Below are 17294 nucleotides of genomic sequence, written 5' to 3'. Positions count from 1 at the left end.
GATGTAGAATTGCCGTAAACAAAAACGGCCACCTGCAGTAACGCTGCAGATGACCGTTTGGGATACGAATCCCGGTTAAAGACTTAATGTAAGTCCGACGAATACCGCCCGACCAGGCAAAATAATTTCAGTATCTTCATCATCTTTTGCAGGTTCCTGATTAGTGATGTTGGTCAGACCGGCACGCAACTTCACATGGTCATTAACCTGATAATTACCACCAAAATCTAACAGCGTATAACCACTTTTACGCTCGGCACTGCTATTGAGATGTGAGCCGTAGTAATTGCCAGACGCATACAACATAAACGCATCGGTCAAGTGCCAATCGAGTTTCAGATTAGCCGTCTGACGAGGACGTCCCGTCAGTTCTTCGCCTGTTCCGGTTTCCGTATCGAGATAACTGTAGTTGCCATTCAGACTAATATCTGCAGTTAAATCCATGTTGCCAGTGAACTCAATCCCCTGCAAAGTCACTTCATCTTCGTTGTAATACGTACGAGTCGCACTGACACGGTCCCAAGTTTCAACGGTGATCAGATCCTTTACCCGATTGTGATATACCGTAGCCGAGAGTTCATAGGTTGGCTGGTGCCACATAGCGGACAGCTCATAGTTAACACTGGTCTCAGGTTTGAGATTGGGGTTACCCGTAAGATTACACGCTCCACCACAACTGACCGAAGCAAAGGTCGCAGAAGACTCGTATAGTGATGGTGCCCGAAACGCAGTACCCACGCCGCCTTTCACAACTAAGCCATTATCTGCGTTATATACCAAATATGCCCGCGGACTAAACCGCTCACCATAATCTTGATTGTCATCATAGCGACCACCAAGCGTCAGACTAAACTGTTGCAGCAAATCAAACTGATCCTGAACGAAGAGCGAATACTGTTCCGAGCTATCGCCACCGGTAGTCGGGTACTGGACGACATCCGCCACTTCTGTCTTGTGGTATTCGCCACCGATGGTCAAGTCCTGCGAAAAAGCAGGGACAAAGGCCGTGCCGCGATAAATGGTGTTGATTTCATCAATGTCACGACCTAAGGGCGGTTGCAGGCGATATTGCGTGTTGTAATCATACATGGCTGACTTTTCACGATACGCCATCAGTTCTGTGCCGCCCCAGCCCCATTCACCTTTGTGGGTCAGACTTAAGGTATTACGTTCGATTTTTTGTTCACGCTGGGCCGTGGCTGAATAGTTAGTCAGCGGGACCTTGTCATTGTCATATTGATAATCGAGGTCGAGCGTCTGATTATCTGCTACCTGCCAGTTAAACGCGGTATAAAGCTTTTTGGTATTGCGTTCTTCAATAGAATCGTATGCCGGAGTCAGTTCCTCATTATTCCATGTATCTTGGTCCGCCGTTTCAGCGGTAAACATCACGCCTAACGTATCCGTTAGCTTACCGGTACCAAACAAGTTGCTGCGGGTACGATCACCACCATCACCATCGGTCATGGCACTATATTCGGTATCGAGTGTCAGCTCCCAGTGTTCATCCGGCTGTTTGGTAATGACGTTGATTACCCCACCTACGGCGTCAGAACCGTACAACGCAGACATAGGGCCACGCACCACCTCCACTCGCGCAATAGCATCAACCGGAATGGCCGTGACATCAAAATTGCCACCACGCCATAAGCCATTAGAGGAAGACACGCGTTTGCCGTTAATTAGCATCAACACGTAACCCTGGCCCATCCCACGAATATAAATATCATTACGCCCCCCCGTACCGGTGTTGACACTGACACCGACACTTGAACGTAATACGTCACCTAAATCCTTTACCGGCATCTGTTTGATTTCTTCGGCGTCGATGACTGAAATGGATGCGGGTGCGGTGCTTAGCTGTTGGTCTTTGGCGCTGGCCGTGACTACCATTCGCTCCATCTCACCATCATCGGCCCATAACTGGTGGCTTATGGATAACGCCAAAACACTCAACAACTGCGCCATAACACATTTCTGCATGTTTGTTCCCCAACATAATAATTATCGCGTTGAATCCCATAATAATTTGGAGTTTCAACAGTTCAGCTATTTCATTGCAGGGGACATTACCACACCGAATAAATGTTTTAAATGATATTTATTATCATTTGCATTTCTATCTTTTAAGTGTGACAAATCTCATATCGGCATGGCTTGAATAGCCCATAGTGACCAATCTGAGAGATTAAAATGGGTTATCAGAAAAATCTTTTGGGGAATATCGATAATAAACCCTCCATGATTAGAGGGTTTATTCAAGGGGCAATCACAAACGTTACACTAATCCAACAATGCTTCTTCATCGGATTTCACGGGCAAGGATTCAATCACGTCATCCTGGATCTGATAGTAAGCATCCTGATATTCATGTACGTCCATAAAATCTCCGATGTTATCTGGAATTTGCGAGTTAACCATCATTGCAGTCACTCCGCTGTCGCAAGCCATGGTAGCAACTATGCATCAGGCACGATGTCATTACACGCTGGCAACAACATTATACGTTGGCATCTCAAAAATTACAGTTTTGTTTCATTTCTGACTAACAAAAAAACATCGTTAACGGTCTTTATAATGATTATTTTGTATTTAATGAAAGTAGTTACGTAATATTTTCACCCATTATAAGACTAGAAAGATCTGATGCCCTGCGTTTTAAAAGCAATTTATTCCATAGCTACGATGGTAATTCTGCTATTGCTTATATAAAGGTGCATTTCTATCTCTGGAGATCTTGCTATGAATCATCTTTTAGATATGGAGGCTCGTACTTTAGCGGGGCTGTTTGGGAACGGCGATATTCTGGGCATGAGAATGTTTATGGAGCGTATCCATTTACCATTAGATGTACAGGATCGTCTTATTTTTCAATTCTCTGCCATGACTCATGCCGATGCTGCCAGCATCGCATCACTATTGGAAAGTGACAGTCAAAGCATAGTGCCCGATAACCTGCGTTATTAAACCGGTTCACCATCATAGCGGTAAACAAATACTTTCAGCGCTCTTTCAGGGTCTTTATCAGCAAATACCGGCGGATTATCCAACTGATGCAACAGTGTTAGTTGTGGTACCGCCGCTAAGACCTGTGCTTTCAAAAAAGCCCGGTCCAGTTCCGGTGCATTGAGACATAGCAACACCTGTGCGCCAGGCGTCAGAAGTTCCGGTAAGTGTCGTAATAATCGCAAGTAATCTTTGGTAGCGACAAAACTGCCCCGTTGGTTACTTGGCGGATCAGCAATCAACATGTCAAAGGGCCCAAGTTTTTTTAACTTGCCCCAAGAACTAAAAATGTCATGACCGAGAAACCGCGCGCCTGCTGCAAAGCCATTCAGCAGATGATTCTGCTTGCCTATTGCTAAAGCACCTTTGCTCATATCCATGTTGACCACTTCATCTGCCCCCCCCGCCAGCGCCGCGACCGAAAAACCACAGGTATACGCAAAAAGATTTAATACCTTACACTGTGCCGCATGAGCTTTTACCCACGCACGACCATTGACCATGTCCAAAAACAACCCATGATTTTGCCCCCTTAATAAGTGCACCTGAAAACGACAGCCATTTTCCGTGACAATATGGGGTTCTGGCACTTCACCACAGAGTATACGAGTATCACTTTGGTAACCGGCACGATATTGGTAAACAAGATTACAGGGACGCTTTAATTCCGCCATACGTTGGCATAATGCCTGCTGCAGTGCGGTAATTTCTTCGTCAGTGAGTGACGTAAAAGAAGTCAATAATAATACTGGTGCAAACCAGTCCAAATTAAGGTGCTCACAGCCCGGAAATAAACCGCCTCGGCCATGAAATACACGCGTAGCATCCTCAGGTAAATTCAACGCTTTGATGGCATCCAATAACAACTGCATATTAACCTGATATCCTTTTATTCTTTGTCTGGTTCGGTAGTCGGTTGCTGATTATCAGCGGCAAATGCGCTGGCATCATCGGCTAACAAAACAGCTAATTTACGGCTGCCATCGCCGGATTCCAGCGCAATTTTAACAATCATGGTAAGAGGTACTGACAACAACATTCCAACAGAACCCAGCAACCAGCCCCAGAATATCAAGGACAGGAACACCACTAATGTTGACAGGCCCAGTCCTCGTCCCATAAACCGAGGTTCAACAAAATTGCCCATCACCATGTTTACGCCCAGATAAAGCAGCACCACACCTCCGGCACCGGTTGGCCCTAGTTGGACAAATGCCAATAGCACTGGCGGTAACGCCGCAATAATGGAACCGATGTTAGGGATATAATTGAACAGGAAAGCTACGACCGCCCACAGCAAAGGGTAATCCACGCCCATCATCCACAAACCAATACCGACAATAGCGCCCGTTGCCAAGCTGACTAAGGTTTTGATCACCATATACTGGTTAACCGAATGCAGAAAGCGGTCAATCTGCGACAAACGCATATCCGGATCGTCCAATGCCATATGCAATTTACGCGGCAATGACTCAGCTTCAAACAACATAAAAACTATGGTCAAAATGATCAACAACAGGTTGGCCATGACGTTTCCAACGCTGGACAATGTATTAGTAGTGAGTGATAGCGCCATACCCGGATCAAAATAGGCTAAGACTTTCTCTTTGGAGATCTGGATATTAAATTCGCGCAATTTATCCAATATCCAAGAAAACTGATCGACCAGTTGCGCGCGATAAATCGGTAGATGCTTAGAAAATTCATTGATTGAGCCACCCACGACCGACGCCAGCCATAACCCTGCCAGTACAATCAGTGCCATCAGCGCCAGCACGGCTAACCAGCGGGGCACACGATAGCGCGTCATTGCAGCAATTGCCGGGGTACAAATTACCGCAATAAATGCCGACAAGACAAAGGGGACAACAATAGTTCCAGCGGCCTTTATCCCCGCCAAAACCACGACTACACAGGCCATTAAAGCAAAGGTACGCAGCGTCATGGACGGATTGTAAGGCTGCAGCATCGCTAAATTCCTTCTTGTTATCAGATAAAGTTGCTAATCTTCCAGATAAAACTGCAAATCAAACAATAAGTAATCACATGATGAACCCGGAATTGGCTATTATACGCATTAAAAATCTCAGATTGCGCACTTTTATCGGTATTAAGGATGAAGAGATCAACAACCGTCAGGATGTGATTATCAATGTAACCATCCATTATGTTGCCGATAAAGCACGTAAAACTGATGATATGGAACATGCACTCAACTATCGAACTATCACTAAAGCCATCATTTCCCTGGTGGAAGATAATCGTTTCTCGCTATTAGAGCACCTCACCGGCAAAATTCTAGAAATTGCCAGTGAACATCCATGGGTGGAGTACGCCACGGTGGAAGTCGATAAACCTCATGCGTTACGCTTTGCCGATTCCGTTTCTTTACAATTGAGTTGGCAGCGGCAGGATTGATTTTATAGCAGTTTTTTTGCTCAATCCTATAATCAGCATAAAGAGATTGGTCTGGAGATAAGGCATGAAGATACTGATTACTGGCGCTACAGGTCTGGTTGGTACTGCATTGGTCGCCAACCTGGAAACTGAACATCAATTGGTGATTGTCAGTCGCAATCCATTAGTGGCCAGACAAAAACTGGGCATTCACCACGAATATCTTCCTTCTTTAGACGGCCTCACTGATCTTAATGGTATTGATGCAGTCATTAATTTGGCCGGGGAACCCATCGTAGGTAAACGCTGGAGCGAAATGCAAAAACAGGTGATTTGCCGCAGTCGGTGGGATATCACCTCAAGACTCGCTAGTTTAATTAAAGCCTCTACTACGCCCCCCAGTTGTTTTATCAGCGGCTCCGCAATCGGTTATTATGGTGGTCAGGATGAAACACTACTGGATGAAGACGCAACACCGGTAGAAGAGTTCAGCCACTACATTTGTGCGGAATGGGAGCGCCGCGCGTTGATCGCGCAATCCAGTAATACTCGGGTCTGCATTATTCGCACTGGGGTCGTGCTTGCGGCTAACGGCGGCGCACTGGCGAAAATGTTACCCGCATTCCGATTGGGGTTAGGTGGACCCATTGCGAATGGTCGCCAAGGGATGAGTTGGATCCATCTGTCTGATCTGGTGGAATTGATCCTGTTTTTACTGAGCCATAAACAGGCTCATGGAATATACAATGCCACCGCGCCCTATCCCGTCAGTAATGCGGAGTTTGCTCGCAGTCTGGGCAAAGTCCTGCAACGCCCGGCCATACTGCCAGCCCCTGCATTTATGTTGAAACTGCTGTTTGGTGAGATGGCTGAACTACTAATCGAAGGCCAGTATGTGATCCCGAGTAAAGCGATGAACGAAGGTTTTCGTTTTCAGTTTCCAAAGCTGGAGCAGGCTCTGGCAGATCTGTTTTGATAATGAGGGTGGCGGTTTAAACCCTACAAAGGTTGCAGTTTAGCGTCCAACAACCCGATCAATAACAGTTCACCCTCAGGCGAGAGACGAAACTCACCGAAACGAGCAGCGCTGAAATGTTTTGCTTGCCCTTCCTCAAAAAACCAGGCATTGCTGGCAATACGCACCCTTCCCTTACGAACTTTAAATGGGATGAGCCGCTGCTGCCCGGTCATATTGCTCTCAATATTCGTCAACCGATAACCTTGGTAACTCGCGGGGCCGTGCGATTGTAAGGTAACCAACAGCCATCCCTGCAAGTTACTTTGCCAGATACCGTTTTCCCGCAGTGCCTGGCGTAATTGTCGAGCAACAGTAAAATCCAACGCCATATAATCACCTTGCATCAATGACCTGGGGTCCACAGGTGCAAGTTCGAGTACTAGTCGTTCGCCATATCGCCATAATTGTTCTTTGTGCCATACCGCACTATTGACCAACAATAGACTCAAGAGGCCAAGCACTAGCGCGATTAATGCCACTTTATAAGTTGGGCGATAGACTTCATTCATGTGTCGCCTCCCCTGCATCATGCGACGACTGAGTTTGATGCTTAACAAACCAAAGCGTTAACAACAAGGTTAAGCCTAAGCCAAGCAACAACCAGGATTTGGTAAACAGGGTGTATTCCAATGAATAGTAAAACCAACTACCAAAGCCCAACATCGAAACCACACCGACGACGATGAGCAGCCATTCAGCCGTCGCGAATCCCAACACGATTATGCTAAATGCGGCGATTAAACCGCGGATCCAAATCAGCCATCCGACGAACAGGATAAGTAAGATCAGGGTTATCAGCCGCTGTTTATACGTTGCCGGTCGCCAGTGACAGAAGAAATACAACGAGGCCACCAGGATCAATAGATCTAACATCACCGGCCAGAAACTCAAAAGTGACCACTGGTGTTGATGGAATAAACTACTGGCGCTTTTTAATACAGGCTCCTGTATCCAGGGAAGCAACATCGCGCAGGCAAATGCCAAGGGTCGCAACAAATCTCTACCGCGTCCGAAATGAGGCTCGCGAAACCATAGCCAGAAGCTGCTGAGCATCAACAGCGGCGATATAGCGACGCCTAATCCTTGTTCCAGTAGCCACAGCGACATGGCAGCCAACATCACCAATGCTGAACAAAAACGGATACTAAACAAAGGCAATGTGAGCCAATGCAACAGCCCGAGAAACAATAACAGCAGGTACACATCAGCACTGCTAAGGTGTAAGCGCTCAGACAAACCAATAGCAAGTCCACTTAAAGAGGCCGTCGCAAAACAAAACCCCAATTGCGAAACAAACAGCCCACTCGCGTGACTTTTTTGCTGGAAGACAATAAATGCCGCCATTCCATAGCAAATCAGCGCACTAATGATGAAACCATCAATTTCAGGGAGTGGAAGAAATAGTACCAAACTCCCCAAAAAGCCCAGCATAAAACCACCGGCAATCCATGCGGCTAATGCTTGTAATACCACCAGATACCAAGGTACTGGCGCGTTATCAGGCATTAGTCCTTGCACTAATCGTTGTTCTGCCAGTTGTTGCCAAAGTATCTGAGCACTCATGGCTGCTCCTCAAAACGACGCTGCAACTTCAGTAACCACAAGCTCACCGCGACAGACATTCCCACAGAAGATGCAGACATCAACAAATAGCCGTACGTTTCTAACTGCGACGAATTGAGCCAACGCAGCAGCCACATTTGGGAATACACGATCTGAGCAAACATCAGCAAAGCTAGCCCATACAAACAGTGGCGATTCCAATAAGTTACCAATAACACCACAGATATCAGCCACCAAAAGCTCTGTGACCATGACCAGAGAAAATGGCGATTCCCTTGTTCTAGAAGAAAATTACCCGTAAAAATGGCATCAGCGATAACAATCAACATAAAGACCCACATTGCTAAGCCAGCCAATGCTTCGGAGAACTTAGCCCCACCCCAACAAACAGGCTTTCGCCGATTGAGAAACAATAATGTCAGATGCAACACGAGGTTCAGTAATACCTGCCACCATAATAGGCAGCTGAAGGTTTCATCGGGGAACCATTGTTGAAATAGCGGCCAATCATTAACTTGAAACCACAAAAATAGGGAAAGGTTCAGTAGTAATGCCAATAGTCCAATATGCCAGTCACTACGACCTAACCAAATCCAAGGTAACGACAATACCGACCAAGCTGCAAAGAGTTGCCAGTCATCGGCACCTTGCTGATACGCCTGTCCGATGTAGGCTAACACCCCGCCCGTAGCTATGGCGGTCAGTAAACTACTCCAGCTGACAGCATGTTTAACTGCAGGATGATGAGAGACATATTTAAGCAAAGCCAGTGGCACAATCATTAGCACCAGCCAGATGGCCTCAAGCAGGGCTAACTTACTTAGACGCGTCAAATAATGCCAGTTATAAGCAATGAAGCAGATGAGTGATGAACCGAAACACATCACACTACTGCCAAGCAACAATTGGTTAAGGAAGCGCAGCCACTGCGCAAATGAAGCATGGGTCACGCTCTCCAGCGCTTGTGGCATTGTTTCATCAGTGATCGCTCGCTGCGCATACCAATGATATAGCAGCGATTTGTGCCTCATCCTCGAATCCATTGCCCATCACCATTTTGCGGTTTCTGCCATTAGTAGTGTGAGCAAATTTTAAGCAAAATCAAGCGGTAAAATATAACTAGCTCGGCATGATCACAGCAATGAGAATTTCAGTGGCTCGTGGCAGAAATTCAGTAAAACAAAGCCCGCATCAAGCGGGCCATTACCTTCACATTTTTGCCATCACCCAGTAATCTAACCGTTTTTGTGGATCGTTAAGGATGTCTTGGCACTTATCCTTATAACGCTGCATCAGCGCGCCCATGCCCTTACCACCGGTTGACTGCATCATCTCTTCAGTGGCCTTGGTAATCGCTTGCTGCGCCGCATCTTCTGACTCATATTTTGCTGCCAGTTGTTCTGCTTCTTTAGCATTGTTCTTCAACCGCTCACCGACCGCGGCCATCTGTGGTGCATTCATCGCAGCCACCATCTGTGAGCCCAACTGATAATACGCGGCACACTGATGTAATTCTGAAGTAAATGCCTGTTCCGCTTCGCCGGCCAAAGCAGATGAACTCACGCCGATGGCCATCGCTGCCCAAACGAGTTGTTTGACTATCATCCTGATCTTCCTTTTTTGTTGAATGAATAAAAACTACTTTAGTCAAAAATGAATTTCAAGTTGATTACGATCACAAAATTCCCGGTCCTTAACCGGGAATCCAGGTAATCGTTGAGGTAAACGGCTATAGCGCGGAATTACGGCTGTTTATGATGTGCCAGCATAATTTTCAGATGCTGTTTAATCTCTGGCCATTCGCTATCAATAATGGAGTACACCACGGTATCACGCACAGTGCCATCTTTAAGCAGGCGGTGGTTACGCAAAATGCCATCCTGTTTAGCCCCAAGACGAGCAATGGCCTGGCGACTCGCCTCATTATGGAAGTGGGTACGGAACTCAACAGCGATAACATCAAGCGTTTCAAATGCATAGGTCAACAATAGTAATTTCGTCTCGGTATTCACAGCAGTACGCTGCACACTTTTGCTGTACCAGGTGTAACCAATTTCAATGTGACGATTAGGTTGATCCCAATTACACAACCGGGTACATCCGACAATAGTACCGGTTTCTCGACACCGCACGGCAAAAGCCAGGGCCTCGCCACGTTGTTCAGACTCCTGCGCCGTCTGAATATACGCTTTCATTTCATCAGGATGGGGAACACTGGTATACCATAGATTCCACAGCTCACCATCTGCCACAGCCAAAGACAGTGCTGGCAGGTGATCCATACTCAGCGGTTCAAGAATGACATACTCTCCGGATAAATAACCTTCCTGTCCCACAATGCTTCTCCTTCTCGCCTAGTCTTTCTTGGTGGTCAGGCCGACACTCACAATAGTGCCGCAGACCTTTTATTAACAGACTAGCACGAATTCCGTAGGAATGGACAAGCTAATGCAATACAAATTCAGAGACTTATGGTCATCAAAAGCCGTAATGGCTGTTACTGACACGAAACCAGCCGGCGATGCTACCGCGACCACGCCGTGTGGGGAGCACTTCATGAGGAAAACGTTCACTGAGGAAGATCACTAAGGTGCCAGCTTCTGGGGTAATCTGCTGTAACAATTGATCCTGTTCATCAAAAAGCTGCAGTTCTCCCCCTTCATCACTTTGCCAGTTTTCGTTAAGAAACAATACAGTGGTAAGAATACGATTGCGGCTTCCGGGTAAAGCATCAACATGTTTGCGGTAAAATGCTCCCGGACGATACCAGGCATAATGACTTTCATAATCAAACAATCCCATGAACAGTCGGCGATTGAGCCCGATACGCAATTGATCCATCAAACTCAACCACTGCTGATCAGGCTGATTATCCGCCGTTAACCAACGAATACGATCGCTGCGAACCGTCTGATTAAGTTGTTGTTGTCCTCCGCGACCAATCGCCGCATCACGAAAATTCGGACCTTGTTGTTCGGCAAGACTTTGGCGTAATAAACCGATAAGCATTGGCGCAACAATCTGAGGTAACACGATATAACCAGCATCTTGCAAGGCATCCGCTACCAGGTCAAAAAATGCCTCACCGCTCATATCGGTCATAGTCATGCTCCAGCGTATTAAGTACGCACCAAAGGGAGCATGAAGCTAATCTGAACACTTCAAATTAGCAATAATTTACAGTTTCAAATCAAATAGTTACTCACAAAATTATTTGAGGTGTAATGAAATAACCAACCGAATAATAAACATACATATCCATCAGCTCTATAGAAATGGATTATTGAAGAAGACACCTAATGCAGGACTTGTTTGAGTAATAACTAATGCCGAATAACAAAATGCCGGCACTTGGCCGGCATCAAACTTAATTCAGTATTTATTACAGGTAACGGGCAAAGGCACTGCCATCCTTTTGTGGTTTCAAAGGCATATCGATCGCTGGCGTCCCCAGGTACAGGAAACCGACGATTTGATCTGTGACCTCTAACCCCAATGCTGTATTAACGGTTTCATCAAACGCAAAATTGCCGGTGCGCCAGATGCCACCCAACCCTTGAGCAAATGCGGCCTGCTGCATCGCCATCACCGCACATCCGGCCGCTAATTGCTGTTCCAGCTCCGGTACCTTTTTGATATCACTGCGGGTTTTGGCTACCACAGTAATAACCATAGGTGCCCGCAAGGGCATATTTCCCGCCTTGGCAATGAAGTCATCGTCTTCACCCGCCTCAGTCGCAGCGGCGACAAAGACGTCGGCCAGACGGTTCAATCCCTCACCGGTCGCAATGATAAATTCCCAAGGTGTCAGACCACCATGATCCGGCACTCGGGCGGCAGCATCCAAAATGACTTTCAGTTGCGCTTCACTTGGCGCTGGCGCAATCAACCGCGGACAGGATTGACGTGTCAAAAGAAGAGTTAAAGCATCCAAAATTAAGTCCTTTAAAACAAAACGCTCTGTGAGCCTAGCATAACAAATTCGCCGCTAATGAAAATGGTTCAACGAATCAACTGCCAACAACTCATCCAGTTACGCCACTAAGATCATCCAAATCACTGATCAGCTCGTCCAGCTTGCGCAGAATATGTTGTCTTTGCTTGGCAGTCATCTCCTTGGCAACTTGTACCAACATCTGTCCCAAACGTTTGCTGTTGGCATTGAGTTGTTGCTGAAACGCTGGTGAACGCAACTGTTCTGGAGTTGTCAGCAGAGATTTCAAACGTGTCCTTAACTGAGATTGGTCATGGCGGTTATCCAGCGTGTCAACAAACTGTGCATACCACTCATCACGGTAATCCAGCCATAACCTTATTACTTGTAATCGTTGCTGATTGTAACTGTGTACCAATTGCTGTTGTGGAACGGTCAAGCGTCCAATCCAGTCTTCTAGCGTGTCCTGTAACCGTTCGTCGGCATCGGCAATAAGTTGTTCTGGTGTTTTATGCTGATAGCGCTTGTGTAGCTTTTGTTGGTCTTTGCTGAGCTGTTGCTTAATTTGCGCGACTTGCTGCGCATCGAACGAGGCCACCAGCGGGACAATATCGTCGAACGTCTTGGAAAATATTCGCAACCAATGTTGGCGAGCCTGATCGGTAAAATTCGAAAGAAATTCGGGTGTTAGCGTTCCCTGTTGCAGAGCCGTGCGTAGCGATTTCAGATCTGCACTGTATCTTGGTAACTCCTGTTTGCGATGCCATACCAGAAAGGACTGCAGCGCTTTGTCAAACTGCCGCTCCTGGGCATCATTTAACGTGACGTAGTCATCCAGCCGCCACTCAATTGCCCAGTCGAGAAAGGAATATGTCATTTTGGTGGAACAGGCGGTTAATGTCAGCACCGTTCCCAGTAACAACCATAGTCGTCTCATCCGTCAGCATATCCTTGATAACGGTCGGCGCCGCTGGCCGGGATAGAGTTCACTCTCCTATAAGTTGTCGGTAGTTGTCAAACCAACCGAAATACTCACGGCCATCGCGGCATTGACCATCGGCCATTTGTAATGCCCAGGCACAGGAATACAACCAGAAGATATCCATTGCCGCCGGTAGCGCCTGCTGACTACCGATGGTCAAACAAGGATGATCTGAAAGATATCCGCCAATTAACCACTGGCGCGCATCCGGAGCTAACTGATGACAAGCGATAACACCAGCAAGCTCAAACAGTGGATGTGAGCTACAACAATACTCAAAATCAATACAAAACAATTGGTTATTATGCAATAACAGGTTATGAGCACTAAGATCGCGATGACAAAATTGATGTGTCACTAAGCAGGCATCCAGAAGGTCAAACCGACGGGACAGTGACAACTGCTGCAGCCAATGAAGTCGTTGCAACCACTGTAGCGCAGCCCAGGTCCCCGCCCCGGCATAATTGCCAGTTGCGGCCATTTGTTGTAAGCGGCTTAAGTAAATTTCCCATTGCTGCCTCAAACTGATATCCAACATTGGCTTTGGCAACTGTTGGAGTCCCTGCATTAACCTTAACAGCTGTTTGGCCGGATATAATGAAGTTGGGTCTGGGGTAGGAACATCGGGATCCAGATTAAGTGCACTCCCCGGTAATTTATGTGGTACCTGTGCCGCAAGTTGCCGCCAAGGCACATAATCACGACCAAGCCCCGTCGCTGACTCTGATAACCAATCACTGAGGTAAAAGTGTTTTTCAGGATCGACCCAGTAGAGTTTGGGTGCCAACCCGGCACATTCGGCTAATTGCCAACAGTCAATCTCGTTGTTTCGATCGCAGATCTGGTCGGTAACGGGTGAATTGAGTCTGAGTAACAGCGATTTATGCTCAAATACCAGCCGAAAACTGCGATTACTCAAACCCAACGGCTGCGACTCGATGAGCTGCGGCTCAGGTAAAGACAAAGTCCGCAATGCCGCAGAAATAGGCTCAAAGAGTTTGCCGCTAATCTCGTGCAACTTCATCAATGATTTTCCAGCAATGGACGCTGCTCACGCCAATTCGCCCGCCACATAAAATAGCCCGCCACGGCCAGTACCACGTACAGCACAAACAACAACGAGGTCAGCATTAATCCTTTGCTGACATAGAGGTAGATGGAAACGGAATCAATCACCACCCAATAAAGCCAGTTTTCCAGCACTTTTTGGGCAACTAACCATGTGGCCATCACCGCAAAACAGGTGGTGGCAGAATCCAGGTAAGGAAATGAGGCGTGGGTATGATTTGCCATAAACCATCCCACCGGGAGTGATAATAATGCCGTGCAGACAATCAATAGCAGATGTCGTGGCCACGACCAGGTGCAAACGGCAAGCTCCTGCTGCTCATCACCACCGCGACGCCACATCCAGTAGCCATAAAGCGCCATCACCATGTAATACACATTCAGAATCGACTCCATCAGCAGTGACACTTTCCAGAACAGTACAGTGTAGATAGCCGTACTCGCCAGTGCAGCGCCCCAACACCAAGCGTTAGCTTTCATTGCCAACAGCAGATAGGCCAATGCCAGCAACACCGCCAGCCCTTCCCACAGATTCATACCTTCTGCTTCAGCCACCGCCTGATTGATTATCTGCCATACCTCAGTCATCTTCAGGTCCTACGCGTCAGATCAAATTCACCTTCAAGAAATTTGCAGACAAATATGGCTTTACCAAACTGCTCATAGGCGGCTTTCATCTCAATAGAAAGCATCCGCATCACCTCATCAAACTCACCACTGACCTGAGTTGATAACGAATTGGTGACCCTTTCTACTCCGGGATAACTGTCCAGTCGTTTGATCAGCCAACGAATGGGATCTTTGTAATTGTCATGTAACGGATACATGCTGATATCAACGGTCAGTTTCATACCTTACTCCTTGAGAAAGTCCCGGCGCTAACACCGGGACGGTGCAATTACATGAATTTCAGCTTGAACGTGACACCTAACTGACGTGGGTCGCCATAGCGGATGTACTGCTTATCTGCCCAATCTTGATCCGGTTCATTGCCGAAATAAAAGCCACGAACCCCATACTGCTTATCAAACAGATTCCGGCCCCAGAAATACAACGCCCAGCTATCCGCATCATAACCCACTTTGGCGTTGACGATGGCGTAAGGCTTGGACTGCGAATCGTTGCTGTCAGAATAGTAGAACTTACTCTTACCGCTGGCATTAACGTTGGCAAACCAACCGTTATCAGCGTGCCAACTGGCACCTAGGCTGTAAGTCCAACGAGGCGAATTCGCCAACTCGCGACCACTTAAATCGACCGGATTACCGTATGAATCCTCATAGATATAAGTGCCGTACTTGGTTTTCAGGTACCCGACACTGCTGTATAACTCCAATGTGTCGGTGGCGTACCAGTTAGCTTCCAGTTCTGCACCATAGTTACTTGAACTACCGGCGTTATCGGTGAACAGAATAAAGCGCTGCGGATCGACAGGATCCTGAATTGATGCCGAGACCTGCTGATGTTGACGGTCCATATAAAACAGTGCGAGGCGGCTGCCAGCTACGCCATCAAACCACTGTGATTTTAAGCCCAGTTCGTAGTTGTAAAGAATTTCAGTATCAAACTGCTTCTTATCAGACAGAGATGTGGGTAACGTCATATTGAAGCCACCAGCTTTGTAGCCTCGGGCAACCCGTAAATAAGCCTCCTGTCCTTGGGCAAGCTGTTTTGAGAGCGCAACATGGCCACCCCACATGTTTTCAGATGGGCTGAAGTTATCATTGTTGCTATCACTGTAATCGCTACTACGCTGTTCGAGTCGCAATCCCACCGATAAGCGATAACCTTCCCCCAGATCAGAATCTAGCTGTCCAAATACGGCATAGTTATTGGCACTGTATTTGGACTGCAGCACTTCATCCGGCGAGCCGTTATATTCAGAGTACAGGTCGTTATCTTCAGCCAAATCCATCAAATAAATTCCGGCGAGCCAGTCGGTGGTGCCACCGAAAATCTTACCGGCATCATTAGAGGTGATGCGGAATTCCTGGGTCAATGTGCGGCGGTTGCCTTTCTTATCCCACCAATAGTTATACTCGCAGGCTTCACCATCGCAATCCAATGCAGCCCAGTAGTCCGGGTTCGCCCAATCACCATCATAGCCGTTATCAAAATGCGTTTTAGCCCAGCTACTCAGTGAGATCAGCTCAAACTGATCAAAACCGCTGTAGGTGAGTTTTAAACTGGAGCCGGTAGTGCGCTGGTTATCAAGACCTGGTTGATCTGTAAGGGTATTTTTACCATTGTTATCCAGCGTCCAGGCGTCATAACCGTCTTTATAATCGGCATGCAATACGGTGAGATCCGCTTGCAGATTATCGGTGGCATACCAACGCAGTTTAAGATGCCCGGTAAATTCATCACGTTGATTGGTGTCATCACGGTTCAGATACAGGTTATTCATGTATCCATTTTGTTTATGTTGCTGTAGTGCCACCCGATAGAGCAATTTGCCGGAATCGGTTAGGGGTCCGGAACTGTAACCGCTGAGTGTACGCAAGTTATCCTCACCCAGTGACAACTCCAGCCCATGTTCCGCGACTTGCGTTGGGTCATTACTCTTCAGATAAATCAATCCGGCTAGTGCATTCGCACCATAGCGAGTGCCTTGCGGACCACGCAGCACTTCAAACTGCTGCAGGTCATACATGCTCGCTACCATACCCAAACCTGACAGATCGATATCATCAACAATGAAACCTACGGAAGAATTGGGAGCACCTTTGTAATCTTCCTGCTCACCAACACCACGGATCTGAAAATAACGAGGCCTGGCAGTTGCCCCTGACCAGTTGAAATTGGCGACGTTATTGAGCATATCTTCGAAGTGTTCAGCACCCTGATCTTCAATACGCTGCTGATCGATAACAGTGACACTTGAAGGAGTGTTGTCTACCGTTGTACCACGAAAATCCGCACTCACCACCATCACTTCTATTGGCTGTTCATCGGAGGATTTGTCAGTCGTATCTTTAGTATTGTCGGCGGCGAAGGCTGCTGGGCTTAACGCTAAGTGCACCGCAGCAGCGATAACACAGGGGTAAAAAATTTTAGACATTTGGACCTCAAATATTTGCATGTTTGAGATCCGGCTTTGGATAAGCGAAGTGATAAGTACACGGATTGTGGCCCATTCCTACGCCGGTACTAGCCGGATCAGGTTCTAAGGGTTCGTCGTAAGACATCTCAGTTCCCTAAAAAAACAGGCGAACACCCCTTGGCGCGAGCAAGTATACATAAATTTGTTAACAAAGAAGAGCCATTATTGTGATATTTGTCACCTCAGTTTTCTTTCGATGATTCAATTGCAATCTATCGAATAT

Annotated in this window: 19 protein-coding genes and 1 riboswitch; of the genes, 3 read left to right on the top strand and 16 right to left on the bottom strand. The window is 47.1% G+C overall.

Annotated features, from left to right (window positions below):
• Positions 1-75: 75 nt before the first annotated feature.
• Positions 76-1983: a TonB-dependent receptor domain-containing protein gene (locus KDN34_RS06910; RefSeq protein ID WP_212596154.1), complete on the bottom strand. Its 1908-nt coding sequence runs from the start codon at positions 1981-1983 to the stop codon at positions 76-78.
• Between the two features lie 300 nt (positions 1984-2283).
• Positions 2284-2424, bottom strand: coding sequence for a hypothetical protein (locus tag KDN34_RS06905; RefSeq protein WP_212596718.1), 141 nt, complete (start codon positions 2422-2424; stop codon positions 2284-2286).
• 318 nt (positions 2425-2742) lie between these two features.
• On the opposite strand from KDN34_RS06905, the gene KDN34_RS06900 reads away from it, so the two are divergent.
• A complete protein-coding gene (locus KDN34_RS06900) occupies positions 2743-2967 on the top strand; it encodes a hypothetical protein (protein WP_212596153.1) in 225 nt (74 codons plus the stop codon).
• On the opposite strand, the gene KDN34_RS06895 is transcribed toward KDN34_RS06900, so the two are convergent.
• Entirely contained in the window at positions 2964-3878 is a 915-nt protein-coding gene (locus tag KDN34_RS06895; RefSeq protein ID WP_212596152.1) for a class I SAM-dependent methyltransferase, read from the bottom strand. The two genes, KDN34_RS06900 and KDN34_RS06895, sit on opposite strands and share 4 nt — an antisense overlap.
• A 17-nt stretch (positions 3879-3895) precedes the next feature.
• On the bottom strand, positions 3896-4975 hold the full coding sequence (locus KDN34_RS06890) for an AI-2E family transporter (protein ID WP_212596151.1): 1080 nt from the start codon (positions 4973-4975) through the stop codon (positions 3896-3898).
• An 80-nt stretch (positions 4976-5055) separates the two neighbouring features.
• Between KDN34_RS06890 and folX the strand changes: the two genes are divergently transcribed.
• Entirely contained in the window at positions 5056-5424 is a 369-nt protein-coding gene (gene folX / locus KDN34_RS06885) for a dihydroneopterin triphosphate 2'-epimerase (RefSeq protein WP_212596555.1), read from the top strand.
• A 64-nt stretch (positions 5425-5488) separates the two neighbouring features.
• Entirely contained in the window at positions 5489-6379 is an 891-nt protein-coding gene (locus tag KDN34_RS06880) for a TIGR01777 family oxidoreductase (RefSeq protein WP_212596150.1), read from the top strand.
• A gap of 23 nt (positions 6380-6402) precedes the next feature.
• On the opposite strand, the gene KDN34_RS06875 is transcribed toward KDN34_RS06880, so the two are convergent.
• From KDN34_RS06875 to KDN34_RS06820, 12 genes are all read right to left on the bottom strand, one after another.
• Positions 6403-6930 (bottom strand): GDYXXLXY domain-containing protein, encoded by a 528-nt coding sequence (locus KDN34_RS06875; RefSeq protein WP_212596149.1) that lies wholly within the window; start codon positions 6928-6930, stop codon positions 6403-6405.
• A complete protein-coding gene (locus KDN34_RS06870) occupies positions 6923-7984 on the bottom strand; it encodes a DUF4401 domain-containing protein (RefSeq protein ID WP_212596148.1) in 1062 nt (353 codons plus the stop codon). Before KDN34_RS06870 ends, KDN34_RS06875 begins: the two co-directional genes overlap by 8 nt.
• Positions 7981-9015, bottom strand: coding sequence for a DUF2157 domain-containing protein (locus KDN34_RS06865; RefSeq protein WP_212596147.1), 1035 nt, complete (start codon positions 9013-9015; stop codon positions 7981-7983). The genes KDN34_RS06870 and KDN34_RS06865 overlap by 4 nt, the downstream gene beginning before the upstream one ends.
• 178 nt (positions 9016-9193) lie before the next feature.
• Complete coding sequence (locus tag KDN34_RS06860) at positions 9194-9589, bottom strand: hypothetical protein (RefSeq protein WP_212596146.1); 396 nt, start codon at positions 9587-9589, stop codon at positions 9194-9196.
• 137 nt (positions 9590-9726) lie between these two features.
• Positions 9727-10320: a GNAT family N-acetyltransferase gene (locus tag KDN34_RS06855; protein ID WP_228730442.1), complete on the bottom strand. Its 594-nt coding sequence runs from the start codon at positions 10318-10320 to the stop codon at positions 9727-9729.
• Positions 10321-10462: 142 nt separating this feature from the next.
• Positions 10463-11086 carry a 2OG-Fe(II) oxygenase gene (locus tag KDN34_RS06850; RefSeq protein WP_212596145.1) on the bottom strand — a complete coding sequence of 208 codons (624 nt, stop codon included), beginning with the start codon at positions 11084-11086 and terminating at the stop codon, positions 10463-10465.
• 280 nt (positions 11087-11366) lie between these two features.
• Positions 11367-11918 (bottom strand): NAD(P)H nitroreductase, encoded by a 552-nt coding sequence (locus tag KDN34_RS06845; protein ID WP_212596144.1) that lies wholly within the window; start codon positions 11916-11918, stop codon positions 11367-11369.
• A gap of 91 nt (positions 11919-12009) precedes the next feature.
• Positions 12010-12855 (bottom strand): DUF6279 family lipoprotein, encoded by an 846-nt coding sequence (locus tag KDN34_RS06840; protein ID WP_212596143.1) that lies wholly within the window; start codon positions 12853-12855, stop codon positions 12010-12012.
• A 49-nt stretch (positions 12856-12904) separates the two neighbouring features.
• Positions 12905-13924 carry a phosphotransferase gene (locus KDN34_RS06835; RefSeq protein ID WP_212596142.1) on the bottom strand — a complete coding sequence of 340 codons (1020 nt, stop codon included), beginning with the start codon at positions 13922-13924 and terminating at the stop codon, positions 12905-12907.
• On the bottom strand, positions 13924-14556 hold the full coding sequence (gene pnuC, locus KDN34_RS06830) for a nicotinamide riboside transporter PnuC (RefSeq protein ID WP_212596141.1): 633 nt from the start codon (positions 14554-14556) through the stop codon (positions 13924-13926). The genes KDN34_RS06835 and pnuC overlap by 1 nt, the downstream gene beginning before the upstream one ends.
• A 2-nt stretch (positions 14557-14558) precedes the next feature.
• Positions 14559-14819, bottom strand: coding sequence for a hypothetical protein (locus KDN34_RS06825; protein WP_212596140.1), 261 nt, complete (start codon positions 14817-14819; stop codon positions 14559-14561).
• A gap of 47 nt (positions 14820-14866) precedes the next feature.
• On the bottom strand, positions 14867-17029 hold the full coding sequence (locus KDN34_RS06820) for a TonB-dependent receptor (RefSeq protein WP_228730441.1): 2163 nt from the start codon (positions 17027-17029) through the stop codon (positions 14867-14869).
• 58 nt (positions 17030-17087) lie between these two features.
• Positions 17088-17199: riboswitch (TPP riboswitch) on the bottom strand.
• Positions 17200-17294 lie beyond the last annotated feature (95 nt).

This window comes from Shewanella yunxiaonensis, from assembly GCF_018223345.1.
Lineage (GTDB): Bacteria > Pseudomonadota > Gammaproteobacteria > Enterobacterales > Shewanellaceae > Shewanella > Shewanella yunxiaonensis.
This window is presented reverse-complemented; position numbering and strand designations above follow the sequence as displayed.

Bases quoted from the DNA above. Each gene is read 5' to 3' on its own strand.
- KDN34_RS06910 (WP_212596154.1), bottom strand. From the start codon at position 1,983: ATGCAGAAATGTGTTATGGCGCAGTTGTTGAGTGTTTTGGCGTTATCC.
- KDN34_RS06905 (WP_212596718.1), bottom strand. From the start codon at position 2,424: ATGATGGTTAACTCGCAAATTCCAGATAACATCGGAGATTTTATGGAC.
- KDN34_RS06900 (WP_212596153.1), top strand. From the start codon at position 2,743: ATGAATCATCTTTTAGATATGGAGGCTCGTACTTTAGCGGGGCTGTTT.
- KDN34_RS06895 (WP_212596152.1), bottom strand. From the start codon at position 3,878: ATGCAGTTGTTATTGGATGCCATCAAAGCGTTGAATTTACCTGAGGAT.
- KDN34_RS06890 (WP_212596151.1), bottom strand. From the start codon at position 4,975: ATGCTGCAGCCTTACAATCCGTCCATGACGCTGCGTACCTTTGCTTTA.
- folX (WP_212596555.1), top strand. From the start codon at position 5,056: ATGAACCCGGAATTGGCTATTATACGCATTAAAAATCTCAGATTGCGC.
- KDN34_RS06880 (WP_212596150.1), top strand. From the start codon at position 5,489: ATGAAGATACTGATTACTGGCGCTACAGGTCTGGTTGGTACTGCATTG.
- KDN34_RS06875 (WP_212596149.1), bottom strand. From the start codon at position 6,930: ATGAATGAAGTCTATCGCCCAACTTATAAAGTGGCATTAATCGCGCTA.
- KDN34_RS06870 (WP_212596148.1), bottom strand. From the start codon at position 7,984: ATGAGTGCTCAGATACTTTGGCAACAACTGGCAGAACAACGATTAGTG.
- KDN34_RS06865 (WP_212596147.1), bottom strand. From the start codon at position 9,015: ATGAGGCACAAATCGCTGCTATATCATTGGTATGCGCAGCGAGCGATC.
- KDN34_RS06860 (WP_212596146.1), bottom strand. From the start codon at position 9,589: ATGATAGTCAAACAACTCGTTTGGGCAGCGATGGCCATCGGCGTGAGT.
- KDN34_RS06850 (WP_212596145.1), bottom strand. From the start codon at position 11,086: ATGACCGATATGAGCGGTGAGGCATTTTTTGACCTGGTAGCGGATGCC.
- KDN34_RS06840 (WP_212596143.1), bottom strand. From the start codon at position 12,855: ATGAGACGACTATGGTTGTTACTGGGAACGGTGCTGACATTAACCGCC.
- KDN34_RS06835 (WP_212596142.1), bottom strand. From the start codon at position 13,924: ATGAAGTTGCACGAGATTAGCGGCAAACTCTTTGAGCCTATTTCTGCG.
- pnuC (WP_212596141.1), bottom strand. From the start codon at position 14,556: ATGACTGAGGTATGGCAGATAATCAATCAGGCGGTGGCTGAAGCAGAA.
- KDN34_RS06825 (WP_212596140.1), bottom strand. From the start codon at position 14,819: ATGAAACTGACCGTTGATATCAGCATGTATCCGTTACATGACAATTAC.
- KDN34_RS06820 (WP_228730441.1), bottom strand. From the start codon at position 17,029: ATGTCTAAAATTTTTTACCCCTGTGTTATCGCTGCTGCGGTGCACTTA.